General features: G+C 49.1%; 10 protein-coding genes. 4 read left to right on the top strand and 6 right to left on the bottom strand.

The window, feature by feature from the left end:
- Nucleotides 1-2: 2 nt before the first annotated feature.
- From CWE07_RS08885 to grpE, 5 genes are all read right to left on the bottom strand, one after another.
- A complete protein-coding gene (locus CWE07_RS08885; RefSeq protein WP_111569515.1) occupies nt 3-1,256 on the bottom strand; it encodes a dicarboxylate/amino acid:cation symporter in 1,254 nt (417 codons plus the stop codon).
- Nucleotides 1,257-1,383: 127 nt separating this feature from the next.
- Nucleotides 1,384-2,226 (bottom strand): M48 family metallopeptidase, encoded by an 843-nt coding sequence (locus CWE07_RS08880; protein ID WP_111569516.1) that lies wholly within the window; start codon nt 2,224-2,226, stop codon nt 1,384-1,386.
- Nucleotides 2,227-2,387: 161 nt separating this feature from the next.
- Nucleotides 2,388-3,539 (bottom strand): molecular chaperone DnaJ, encoded by a 1,152-nt coding sequence (gene dnaJ / locus CWE07_RS08875; protein WP_111569517.1) that lies wholly within the window; start codon nt 3,537-3,539, stop codon nt 2,388-2,390.
- Between the two features lie 99 nt (nt 3,540-3,638).
- Nucleotides 3,639-5,570: a molecular chaperone DnaK gene (dnaK, locus tag CWE07_RS08870; protein ID WP_111569518.1), complete on the bottom strand. Its 1,932-nt coding sequence runs from the start codon at nt 5,568-5,570 to the stop codon at nt 3,639-3,641.
- A 167-nt stretch (nt 5,571-5,737) separates the two neighbouring features.
- Nucleotides 5,738-6,364 (bottom strand): nucleotide exchange factor GrpE, encoded by a 627-nt coding sequence (grpE, locus tag CWE07_RS08865; RefSeq protein ID WP_111569519.1) that lies wholly within the window; start codon nt 6,362-6,364, stop codon nt 5,738-5,740.
- 214 nt (nt 6,365-6,578) lie between these two features.
- Between grpE and nadK the strand changes: the two genes are divergently transcribed.
- The 4 genes from nadK to CWE07_RS08845 all read left to right on the top strand — a co-directional run bounded on the left by nadK (nt 6,579) and on the right by CWE07_RS08845 (nt 12,807).
- Nucleotides 6,579-7,472 carry an NAD(+) kinase gene (nadK, locus tag CWE07_RS08860; protein WP_111569520.1) on the top strand — a complete coding sequence of 298 codons (894 nt, stop codon included), beginning with the start codon at nt 6,579-6,581 and terminating at the stop codon, nt 7,470-7,472.
- A gap of 158 nt (nt 7,473-7,630) precedes the next feature.
- The gene (recN, locus tag CWE07_RS08855) at nt 7,631-9,298 is read left to right on the top strand and encodes a DNA repair protein RecN (protein WP_111569521.1); all 1,668 of its coding nucleotides are present in this window, start codon (nt 7,631-7,633) and stop codon (nt 9,296-9,298) included.
- 115 nt (nt 9,299-9,413) lie between these two features.
- Nucleotides 9,414-9,761: an outer membrane protein assembly factor BamE gene (locus tag CWE07_RS08850; protein ID WP_111569522.1), complete on the top strand. Its 348-nt coding sequence runs from the start codon at nt 9,414-9,416 to the stop codon at nt 9,759-9,761.
- Nucleotides 9,762-9,963: 202 nt separating this feature from the next.
- A complete protein-coding gene (locus CWE07_RS08845; RefSeq protein ID WP_126818996.1) occupies nt 9,964-12,807 on the top strand; it encodes an insulinase family protein in 2,844 nt (947 codons plus the stop codon).
- On the opposite strand, the gene CWE07_RS08840 is transcribed toward CWE07_RS08845, so the two are convergent.
- Entirely contained in the window at nt 12,804-13,010 is a 207-nt protein-coding gene (locus CWE07_RS08840) for a hypothetical protein (RefSeq protein WP_111569524.1), read from the bottom strand. The two genes, CWE07_RS08845 and CWE07_RS08840, sit on opposite strands and share 4 nt — an antisense overlap.
- Nucleotides 13,011-13,040: the final 30 nt, after the last annotated feature.

The raw sequence follows: 13,040 nt of genomic DNA, 5'->3' as shown, positions 1-13,040 counted from the left end.
CACTAAGCGCGCTGTGCCGTGGTCGCATCTGGCTGGTCAAGCGTCGCTTGTGTATCGTCAATCATGTTTTCCGAGCGTGCCACCACCGATGTCACCACCATATCGCCTGTTACATTGGTCGCAGTACGCATCATATCAATGATCCGGTCCACCGCGGCAATAAAGGCAATACCCTCAAGTGGTAAGCCAACCGCAGTTAAGGTCACCGTCAACATCACCATCGCTGAGCCTGGTACACCTGCAGTACCTACCGCAGCGATCGTCGCTGTGACCATAATCACTGCATACTCAGTCAAGCCCAACGGAATGCCGTACAAGTGCGCAATAAATATCGCTGCAATCGCCGGATAAATCCCGCCACAACCGTCCATATTGATAGTGGCGCCAAGGGGCAACGAAAAACTCGCATAATCTTTATTCACACCCAGCCGCTCGGTGGTGGTGCGGTAGGTAGACGGTAAGGTGCCATAGCTACTTGACGTGGTATAAGCGACCAGTTGTGTCGGCATGATCGCCTTGAAAAATTGCCACGGACTAAATTTCGCGCCATAACGCACCAGCAGGCCATAGGTCACCACGATGTGAATGATACAGGCAATGTAGATAGCGAGAATAAATTTACCCAATGGCAGCAAGGTTTCCAAACCATGGCTACCCACCATCCAGGCCATCAGGCCAAACACCCCAATTGGGGTGAGTTCAAGCACCATGCGCGTTATCTGGAACATAACCTCTGCACCTGATTTAAAAAACGCACGCGCCGGTTCGGCCTTGTCTTTAAGTTGGTTAATTGCAATACCAACCAGAGCTGCAAACAGCAGAATTTGTAGCACCCGCCCCTCTACCATGGCCGCAAACGGGTTGGTTGGGATGATATTCAACAAAACTTGGGAAAAAGGTGGAATGTCGCGCTCTGGGACACTGCTCGCACTCAATTCGACCGCAGGTGCCATATCGATAAAACTACCGACGCTCAAACCAATCAAGCTTGCTATCCACGCAGTGAATAAAAACAAGCCGACCGTTTTAAGTGCCAAACGCTTAATATTTTGCTGTGCCTGTAAGCTGGTGATAGCACTCACAATGGCGCAAAAAATCAGTGGCACCACCAGCATTTGAATGGCGTTTATAAATAGCTGACCTAATGGTTGCATAGCCACTGCAGTGTCCGCATGCACAACACCTAACAGAGCGCCTAAAACAAAGGCACCTAGCACTCGTTGCCAAAACGGAATCGCGAACCAAGCTTTGAGCATACCCACTCCTAAAACAACGCCTGAAATATTATTCTGCGCTTAGATACAAAAACCGCTACCTTAGGTCAAGTAGCGGTTGGGTAACAAGTCTGTTTTGCTATGGTTTATATCAAAAAAGCATGACTTATTAGCTTTGTTGAGGGCGCTCATTGGCCCAAGCAGGACGGCGGCATTGCGGTAAATTACCTTGACTGCTGCGCGCCTCGTATAACGGCATCGCGTCAGGCAACTGATTAGTTAAATCACGGATACGCGAGCTTGGTGACGGGTGCGTTGATAAAAATTCAGGTCCGCCACCGCCACCTAAGCTTTGCATGTTTTCCCACAACTTAGGCGCTTGGCGCGGGTCAAACCCTGCGCGCGCCATTAAATCCATGCCTATTTCATCCGCTTCTGATTCATGCCGACGACTGAACGGCAACATGTAACCAACCTGAGCACCCACCCCGACAGCGGCCATGATCATCGCGCGCTGCGACGCCGAACGGTTTGAAAACGCCAAGTCGGTCCCGACTAAAGCCCCCGTTAAAATCAGGTTTTGCGAGACACGCTCGTTACTGTGCTCTGCCATTACGTGGCCAATTTCGTGACCCATCACCGCAGCAAGTTGATGTTGGTTCTCAGCCAAGCGGATCATGCCTACATACACCCCAAGGTAGCCACCTGGCAGTGCGAAAGCATTAATGGTTTCGGAGTCAAAAATTTCAAATTCCCAATTGTCACGATGGTAGCGCTCAGGTACAACTTCCGCGATTGCATTGGTGATACAAGCCACATAGGCTTGCGCCTCAGCGTCTTGCAAAATTTTCTCTTGGCCTTTGATTTGGTTCCAGGATTCAGCGCCCATTTGGTCGAGCTGTGAAGCCGGTAGTAAATTAAGCTGATTACGCCCGGTCGGCGAAGTGCTGCAAGCGCTGACAACGCTCAGCGCAATGGCGGCCATCGCAATGGTTTTTACTAGTCGTTTCATTTTACACCTATCAATTTACGCTGCATGTGGAAGCAGCCGAGCGTCTGTTATCGGTTAGCAAACATACACATACTTGCACATTTGCTTTACTAACATGATAGAACACTATTAACAAAAAAGGAGCGCTTAAGCACTCCTTTTTGACCGAATTAATCGACTTTTTACTTCGTCAAATCGTCAAAAAACTTTTTCACACCGTCGAAGAACCCGCGTTCTTTCGGACGATACTTAGCCGCCTCATCGCCCTGGCCCATTGATTCGTCTAAGCTACGCAGCAAGTTGCGCTGCTGCTCTGACAAATTGACCGGGGTTTCCACCACTGCTTTACAAATCAGGTCGCCGGTTACGCCGTTGCGCACCGATTTAACACCTTTGCCACGTAAGCGGAACATACGGCCAGTTTGAGTCTCAGCTGGGATTTTTAGCTTCACTTTGCCATCTAACGTCGGTACTTCTACTTCACCGCCTAAGGCTGCATGGGTAAAGCTAATCGGCACCTCGCAGAACAGATTGCTACCATCGCGCTTGAAAATATCATGCTCACGCACATGCACCTGAACATATAAATCGCCTGCAGGAGCGCCCTGCTCACCCGCTTCACCCTCACCAGCAAGGCGAATGCGATCACCGGTGTCAACGCCAGCTGGAATCTTCACATTCAAAGTTTTAGTGCGTTCCACCCGGCCTTCGCCATGGCAACTACGACATGGGTTCTTAATCACTTTACCGCGGCCACCACATTGCGGACAGGTTTGCTGCACCGCAAAGAAGCCCTGACGCATTTGGATCTGACCCGCACCATGGCAATAGTCACAAGTTTCCGCCTTCGAACCTTTCGCTGCACCGCTGCCATCACAGTCAGTACATTCAGCTAAGGTTGGGATCTTTAAGTCAACTTGCTTTCCACGCACCGCTTCTTCGAGTGACATTTCAAGGTTATAGCGCAAGTCGGCACCACGCGCTGCGCGCTGTCCACCGCCACCGCGACGTCCACCGCCGAAAATATCACCAAATACATCACCGAAGATATCAGAAAAATCGGCACCGCCTGCGCCGCCGCCAGCGCCACCGAAGCCGCCGCGTGACTGATCAAACGCAGCATGGCCATATTGGTCATACGCCTGACGCTTAGCTGGGTCAATTAATACCTCATAGGCTTCTTTCACATCTTTGAATTTGGCCTCAAGGTCTTTGTCACCTTTGGTGCGATCAGGGTGATATTTCATCGCCATACGTTTGTAGGCTTTTTTAATATCACGTTCATTGGCGTCTTTGGCGACCCCAAGAATTTCATAATAATCCGCTTTTGCCATAGCTACGTCTTCTCTAGATTACTTAATGTCTGCAAACAAACACACGGGCGATGCCTTACGTCAACGCCCGTGCTGAGGAAGTGAGTTACCAGTGTCGACTTACTTTTTCTCGTCGTCTTTCACTTCTTCAAACTCTGCATCGACAACGTCGTCGGCAGCATTGTTTGCGGCACTGTTATTTGCATCAGCGCCGGCATCTGCTGCGCCTTGCTGTGCTTTTTGCTGTGCAATTTCCATCAACTTCGCTGATGCTTCAATCAACGCTTGTTGCTTGCTTTCAATGGCTTCTTTATCGCCTTCTTTGATCGCTGACTCAAGCTCAGTGATGGCACTATCAATTGGCGCTTTGTCAGCGTCTGTCAATGCATCACCAGCTTCTTCCATTTGCTTGCGCGTAGCGTGAATCAAGCCATCTGCTTGGTTGCGAGCCTGTACCATTTCTTCAAACTTCTTGTCGTCTTCAGCATGGGCTTCGGCGTCACGTACCATTTTTTCTACTTCATCGTCACTTAGACCCGATGACGCTTTGATGGTGATCTTCTGCTCTTTGCCGGTGTCTTTATCTTTCGCAGACACATTCAAAATACCGTCGGCATCAATATCAAAGGTCACTTCAATTTGCGGCTGTCCGCGCATTGCAGAGCGAATACCTTCAAGGTTGAATTGGCCCAATGACTTGTTGTCCGCTGAGCGCTTACGCTCACCCTGCAGTACGTGAATTGTTACTGCTGACTGATTGTCTTCTGCCGTTGAGAAAGTTTGCGACTGCTTGGTCGGAATCGTCGTGTTCTTCTCAATCAACTTAGTCATCACACCGCCCATGGTTTCGATACCAAGTGACAGTGGGCACACGTCAAGCAACAATACATCTTTCACGTCACCAGCCAAAACACCAGCCTGAACCGCAGCACCAACAGCAACCGCTTCATCTGGGTTCACATCTTTGCGTGGCGCTTTGCCGAAGAAGTCAGTCACAACTTCTTGAACTTTCGGCATCCGGGTTTGACCACCAACCAAGATAATGTCATCGACGTCACCCACTTTAAGGTCGGCGTCTGCTAATGCCTGACGTAGAGGCTCAAGTGACTTTTGCACTAGGTCGTCAACCAACGACTCAAGCTTTGAGCGGGTTAATTTAATTGCCAAGTGCTTAGGACCTGAACCATCTGCAGTGATGTAAGGCAAGTTAACTTCGGTCTGTTGCGCAGATGAAAGCTCAATTTTAGCTTTCTCACCAGCTTCTTTCAGACGCTGCATCGCCAACGGATCTTTGCGTAAATCAATGCCTTGGTCTTTTTGGAACTGCTCAACCAAGTAGTTGATAACACGGTTATCAAAGTCTTCACCACCGAGGTGAGTATCACCATTGGTTGCAAGTACCTCAAAGGTGTGTTCGCCTTCAACTTCGTCAATTTCGATAATTGAAATATCAAAAGTACCGCCACCTAAGTCGTAAACCGCAATCACATTGTCGCCTTTCTTACGGTCCATACCATAAGCAAGCGCCGCTGCGGTAGGCTCGTTAATGATGCGCTTTACATCTAAGCCAGCAATTCGGCCTGCATCTTTGGTTGCCTGACGCTGAGCATCGTTAAAGTACGCAGGCACAGTGATAACGGCTTCGGTCACTGTTTCGCCCAAGTAATCTTCAGCGGTTTTCTTCATTTTCTTCAAGACTTCAGCTGAAATCTGCGGTGGTGCTTTCTTTTCACCTTTGACTTCAACCCAAGCATCGCCATTGTCGGCTTTGACGATACCAAATGGCATGATGCCGATATCGCGCTGCACTTCTTCGTCTTCAAAACGACGGCCGATTAAACGCTTGATCGCGAACAATGTATTTTTAGGGTTTGTCACTGCCTGACGCTTAGCAGGTGAGCCTACTAAGGTTTCGCCGTCTTGGGTAAATGCAACAATTGAAGGGGTTGTGCGATCGCCTTCAGCGTTTTCAATGACGCGCGCTTTATCGCCGTCAAGTACAGCCACGCAAGAGTTTGTTGTACCTAAATCAATACCAATAATTTTACCCATGATATGCTCCAATTCCTGTTAACTCGGTGTTGCGGTGAGCCAATGCTGCTATCTTACTCAAGCGCTTCGTGCGCTCACCGTGACGAAATTTTTGGTTACCCTTTTAATGAGGGTTGTTCTAAATTTTTAAAGGTTTAAGCCAAACTTTTTTTTCAACCTTGGAATGTCTAGGCCGTGGTGTCGACGCCAGCGCTTGGCTCGCGCGATACCATCACCATCGCTGGACGTAGTAAACGACCATTCAGCACATAGCCTTTTTGCAATACCGCTAACACCGTATTCGCAGGGTGTTCAGCGCTCTCTTGCATACCCATGGCTTCATGCTGCTCTGGGTTAAACGGTTGACCTTGTGGGTCAACGGACGCAATACCAAATTTTTCCAGCGTGCTTAAAAAGCTCTTGTGAGTCATTTCAATCCCAGCGACCAAAGCTTCTTGGCTGTCGCTGCTATCGCCAACGGACTGCAACGCACGCTCTAAGTTGTCCACTACAGAAAGTAGCTCGGCAGCGAACTTTTCCAGCGCGAAATCACGCGCTTTTTGCACATCCTGAGCCGCTCTGCGGCGCACATTTTCCGCTTCTGCCGCCGCACGCAGTGCGGCGTCTTTGCGGCTTTGCACTTCATCTTGCGCTGCAGCCAGCGCGGCTTCCAGCTCGCCAATACGTGCCAGCGCATCGCCTTGCGATGAAGGTTCTTGGCCAGCGGCTGCTTCTTGGTCGGCTTGAGTCTCGACTGGCTGTTCTAGATCCTGCTCAGTCTGGGCTTCAGTGTTAGGTTGTTCTGGCTTTGTCATGCTTTTAATCCTCTGGTCCAAGACATTGGCTTAAGCGGTTCAATGATTGCTTAAGCACAGTTGCTATCACAATGGGGGCAGAATTTATCGATTCAAGCGTACAAGGGCGCAAATTTAGTTACAAAGTTGGGAAATATTGACCTGAGGTCTGGGAATCACTTGATTTACGGCGCTAAAGCTCTTAATTTTAAGCAAATTTACAGGCGAGAATAGCATGCCAGATACGCACTCTAACGGATTCAAATGTATTGGCTTAATGGGCAAGGCCAGCATGCCGGAAGCCCAAGAAAGCCTCAAGGTGCTGTACCACGGCTTACGCGAGCATGGCTATCAGCTCCTCCTCGAGCGTAATAGCTGGGAAGCCCTCGACCACCCTCATGACGCTGATTTATGTAGCATCGACCAGATCGGTCAACAAGCGGACCTCGCCGTGATTGTCGGCGGCGACGGTAATATGCTGGGTGCCGCTAGGGTATTGAGTCAATATGAAATCGGCGTAATTGGTGTCAATCGTGGCAACCTTGGCTTTTTGACTGATTTAGATCCGGATGATGCCTTAGACCCTCTATTAGCGGTGCTGCGTGGTGAATACAAAACTGAATTCAGATATCTACTCGCTGCGACAGTGAGCAGTGGCAGCAAAGTGACTGGCCGCAACAATGCTATCAATGAAATGGTATTGCACTCAGATAAAGTCGCGCACATGATTGAATTCGAAGTCTATGTGGATGACGAGTTCATGTTTTCACAGCGTTCCGACGGTCTGATTATTGCCACACCAACCGGTTCGACTGCTTACTCACTGTCTGCTGGCGGGCCTATTTTGACGCCACATTTAGACGCCATGGCCCTAGTGCCTATGTTTCCACATACACTGAGCAGCCGCCCCATCGTGGTGGCCGGTGATAGTCAAATTCGTATTCGAGTCGCGAATGAAAATGACCCTCTGCATATCAGTTGCGACGGCCATGTGACCCTCAAAGTCGCACCCGGTGACGAGATTTTGATTCAAAAGCACCCTCAGCAACTGCGCTTAATCCACCCCAAGTCATACAACTACTACCATGTCTTACGTAATAAGTTGAAGTGGGGCAGTCGCTTATTTTAGCCCTGCCGCGCCCTGCGGTTACTAGGTTAAATTCATGTAAAACAATAAGTTAGCCTCGACTCGCTGAAACTGGCGAAAATATCCGCAAAAAACCTCTTGCAGTACTGGATATACACTGTATATAGTTACTGTATAAATAAACAGGTTTAGAGGCGTGTATGCTGACTCAATTGCAAGTTCGTCACTTTGCTATCGTAGAAAATATTCATATTGACCTTAAAAAAGGTATGACTGCCATTACCGGTGAAACTGGCGCAGGTAAATCTATTGCGCTGGACGCCCTTGGGCTGTGCTTAGGTACCAGGGCTGAAGCCAGTATGGTGCGCCCAGGCGCAGATAAAGCCGAAATTATCGCCGTATTTGATATTCGTAGTAACCAAACCGCCAAAGAGTGGTTGCTCGCGCAAGAATTGGATAGCGAAGATAATAGCGAATGTATTTTACGTCGTACCTTGAGCAAAGAAGGTCGCTCAAAGGCTTACATTAACGGCGTACCCTCTCCGCTTAATCTGTTAAAAGATATCGGCGCTAGTCTGGTGAATATTCATGGTCAGCATGAACACCAATTGCTTAGTCAGCCTGAGCAACAATTGCGCTTAGTCGATCAGTATGCGGATCAAAAACTTGTCTTACAGCAGGTGGCTGATGCTTGGCGCGACTTACAACAGCTGAAACGGCAGAAAAAGCAGCTTGACCAAGATCTTGAACAACTTAAATCGCGCCAGCAACTTATTCGTTACCAAGTGACTGAATTACAAGAATTCAATTTACTACCTGGTGAGTTTGAAAGTATCGAGGAAGAGCATCAGCGTCAAGCGAATGCAAGCACGCTACAAGACGAAGCTGCCTTTGGAATTAACTGTTTATATGACGGTGAGCACAATAATGCCTACTCGCTAGTCCAAGCTGTGATTGAGCGCTTGAGTCAACAAGTAAGCTTAGATCCGCGTTTACAGCCGTGCATTGATCTGCTGAGTGAAGCGAGCGTGCAAGTCGAGGAAGCGGTGCGAGAATTGCGTCAGTATCAAGATGGTGTTGAGGTCGATGGGGACACCCTCGCCCAGCTCGAACAACGCATGACCCAAGCGCTACAGTTGGCGAAAAAGCATCATATCACGCCTGCTGAGTTACCCAATCTGCGCGCTACACTCGAGCAAGAGTTAGCTCAAATTGACAGCAGCAATGAACAAGCTGAAAATATTGATAGTTTAGTCGCTGCAGCGCGTGAAAGTTATTTAGCGGCAGCCACTGAGTTAAGCCAGCATCGTCAACATGCCGCTGAAGAACTTAGCGCCGCCATCGCGCAGAGTATGCAGCAGCTTAATATGCCGGCAGCTCGTTTTGAGGTCGATATTCAGGCGGATAAAAAATACGCCAGCAGCTTAGGCATTGACGCCGTGCAGTTTAAAGTCAGTGCTAACCCAGGTCAGCCACTACAGGCATTGCAGAAAGTTGCGTCAGGTGGTGAATTGTCAAGAATTAGCTTGGCTATTCAGGTGATTACGGCTAATCGAGCAAGTACACCGACACTTATGTTTGATGAGGTCGATGTGGGCATAAGTGGCCCAACTGCTTCGACAGTAGGCCGTTTATTGCGCGAACTTGGCGAGCGCACTCAGGTCATCTGTGTAACTCACTTGCCACAAGTAGCAGCGAAGGCGCACCAGCAATTGCGTGTGGAAAAGCAGCATTTTGCTGACTCCACCAAGACTACCATGACACCGGTACAAGGTGACGAACGGGTAGTCGAGTTGGCTCGACTGCTAGGCGGCGACCAAGTCACCGATAAAGCCCTTGCCAATGCGCAAGATTTACTCGCCAGTTGAGCATCATCAACCAGCAACGCTGAACTTTTCTAGCCCTAGCGGGTCAACGCTAGGGCTAGTATTCGTATAGTTCATTCGCTATCATCAGTTCATTCATTTATTAATATGGTTCCACATGAAAGCAATCGTTCTGGCTGCGGCCATTTGCAGTATCTCAGCCTGCGCTGTGATTGACCCTTTGGTCTACAAAATCAATATTCCACAAGGTAACTTCATCGAACAACGGGATGTTGATAACTTGCGTGTCGGCATGACCCGGGAGCAAGTGCGTTTCGTATTAGGTTCACCTGTTGTGTACAACTCATTTCGCGACGATGATTGGATTTATGTGTATCGTTTAAAGCCTGGGCGCGGCGATTTGGTTGAACGTGAGTTTCGAGTGCACTTTGAAAATGATGTATTAGCTGACGTCAGTGGTTTTTATGAAAAGCCCGCTGACTTTGATACCCCATTAGCAGAGTAAACGCCCCGTTGAATCAACGCGCGATAGGGTATGTCGCGCGTAGCCTTACAGCATTGTTTTAGTGAACCGTGTCATCATTATTCACTAAACTAGTCAGTATGCCGTATGCGACTCACACCACGAGATTGAGTGTGAGTCATGAGCCAGGCTCCGCACGTTGTGCGCCCCAATTTTGCTTGCTCTTGTTTAGGAACTGACGACATTGCCATCACACACATCCATGCAGCATAGCGACCCGCACCAAACCACGTCGGCGCAAGCCTCTACACCTGTTCCTAAAGCAACACAGCTGCTTGACGACCTGATTAAAAGCCCTAACGACACTCGCAAGTATCGTTTAGTTGAGCTAAAAAATGGTCTTGAAGTGTTGTTAGTGCATGACGAGTCCACCACACATAGCGCTGCCTCATTAGCTATCCGTGCGGGGCATTTTCAGGACCCGATGGACGCCCAGGGGTTAGCTCATTTTCTTGAACATATGCTGTTTATGGGCACCGAGCAAACACCCGAGCCAAACGTTTATCCAGATTTTGTCGGTCAGCACGGCGGGCAACACAATGCATGGACAGGTACAGAGCACACCAACTTTTATTTTGATATTCGTGCGCCGCAATTTGCTCAGGGTTTAGCTCTATTCGCACAGTTGTTTATTGCGCCCTTGTTTAAACCTGAGTGGATTGCCAAAGAACTGCAATCTGTGGAAGCTGAGTATCGGATGAAGCTCAACGATGAGCTACGCCGACTCTATCAAGTGCATAAAGAGACCGCTAACCCAGCCCACCCATTCACTAAGTTTTCAGTGGGCAATGCTGCGACCCTACAAAACTATGCTGAAAATAGCTTACAGCAACAACTTCGCACTTTTTTCAACACTTGGTATCACGCCCGCAACATGCGTTTGGTGCTTGTCGGGCCACAAAGTCTGGATGAGCTCGAGGGGCTAAGCGTACGCTATTTCAGCGACATCGCAGCCGAGGGCGAAACCCCTAGCGCCATTCAAGCGCCTTTGTACTTGAAATCACAGCAAGGCGTAGTGGTTCATGTGCGACCATTGAAAAATGCATGTCGCATGATACTGACCTTACCATTGCCGGGGATTGATGACGATTACCCATACAAAACCACCACTTTATTGGCACATTTGCTTGGCTATGAGGGGCCTGGCAGTCTGACCTCGCAACTAAAGTCCCTAGGCTTGGTCACTGATCTGTCTGCCGGGGGTGGTATCAACGGCAGTAATTTCAAAGACTTTAACTTTAATATTCAACTGACAGAGCAAGGTTTAGCGCAGTATGACACCGTCTGCCAACTGATTTTTCAGGCGATTCGCCAACTCAGCCGCCAAGATCTAGCGTCACCCCATTACGCTGAGCGCCAGCAAATGGTGGCACTTTCGTTTCGCTATCAAGAGCCTATTCGCAGCCTTGAGTTGGCATCCCAGCTGTCGATTAATATGTTGCATTATCGACGCGACGATATCATTCAAGGCGATTACTTAATGCGCGAGTTTAATGCTGCGCAAGCCGAACGCTTACTGGCACATATGCAGCCAGAACAGGCGCGTGTGGTTTTAATCCATCACTCGCTACCAGTGAATCAAACAACCCAGTTGTATGAAACCGCGTATCGCATCGCTCCGTTGTCCGAAGCGCAATTAGCGCGTTTCAATTGCGATGCAGATGTATTGCTTGAGTTACCCAGTGCCAATCCATTTATTCCCAGACGCCTTGAGGCCATGCCACTGCGCGATCAGGACACACGGCTGCCTAATCTACTGGCAGGCGTTCCTGCGTTGAGTCTTTGGCATTTTCAAGACCCCGAATTTCGGGTACCCAAAGGCCACATTTATTTATCATTAGCGCTGCCGCGAGCCACCAATACAAAATCCGCGTTTGCCCATGCTCGGGTTTGGTGTGAGTTGGTGCTTGATGCGCTGAATGAGCGTTGTTACGACGCTGAAGTGGCTGGGATGCAATTCAATGTTTACCCTCAACAGTCCGGCATTAGTATTCACATTAGCGGCTTTTCAGAACGTCAGCCTGAGCTATTGTCATTAATTCTCAATAGCCTGACTGATTTTGAATTCAACCCACAGCATTTTCAGCATATCCGTCATCAGCTTTATCATAATTGGCTGGCGGTTAATCGCCATAAGCCGATTAATCACTTGTTTACGGTGCTGAACCAAACCTTGCAGCGTGGATGCTATATCGGTGCCGAGCTCGCCACCGAGCTTGAGACTATGGACGCCCACAGTTTTGCACAGAAAATGCCGCTTATCTTTGCGCAAATGAATGTTACCGCTTTGGTATGTGGCGATTGGCCCGTCGACGTTGCGCAGCGCATTGGACGCGCGTTGACCCACCAATTGAGCCTGAGTGGTCGCCCACAACAGGCGCCCCTGCGTGAAGTGACATTGCTACAACCGGGGAAGGCGGAATCAATTCATTGCCAGCTTCCGCACCCTGACCATGCTGTCGCACTGTTCTGCCAAGGCCAATCCATTAGTGATTTAGAGAAAGCGGCCTTTTTGTTGCTGAATCATATTATTTCACCAAGCTTTTTTAATCAGCTGCGCACTGAGCAACAGCTTGGCTATATGGTAGGTAATAGCTACGTACCAATGAATGGCCGTCCGGGTCTGCTTTTTTATGTACAATCTCCCCATACCGGCCTGGCCGAGCTTGAGCGTGCCATCGAGAGTTTTATTGAAGATTTCTGCGCTCAGTTACCGCAACTACCAGAGACTTTATGGCAAGACGCGAAACACAGTGTGGTGTCACAACTGACCGATGCTGACCCCAATTTGCGTATTCGTGCCCAACGCTTTTGGACCAGCATTAGTATTGACGATGTTAAGTTTGATTTAGCCAAGCGCATGGCTGCGCTCATTGATGAGATGTCATTAGCCAGCCTGACTGATATCGCGCGGCAACGGCTATTGGCTCAGTCTGCAAGGCTTTGGCTCACCTGCACCCAAGGTAATGTCAGCCAGGCAGGTCAACAGAATCACGCTAACTATGGGGTAGACAACGAGGACGATTAAGCGTGAAATTGACCACTGCATTGGCCAGCATTACGCCCAGCCTTAAGCCACATCAGCCGCTTATGGGTATTAAACAATGGCCAGATAAACGGGCCCATGATTAAGCCCATCAATGCCCAGCGCTTTGCGCCCATGGCATTTTTTAAGGCTTGCGTGTAGAAAAACGCGCCTGATAATAAACTGACAACAGGTACGACAAACATATGGCACCCCTAGTTAAATCTTGATGTGTA

Origin of the sequence: Aliidiomarina maris (assembly GCF_003987335.1) — a bacterium.
GTDB classification, from domain to species: domain Bacteria; phylum Pseudomonadota; class Gammaproteobacteria; order Enterobacterales; family Alteromonadaceae; genus Aliidiomarina; species Aliidiomarina maris.
This window is presented reverse-complemented; position numbering and strand designations above follow the sequence as displayed.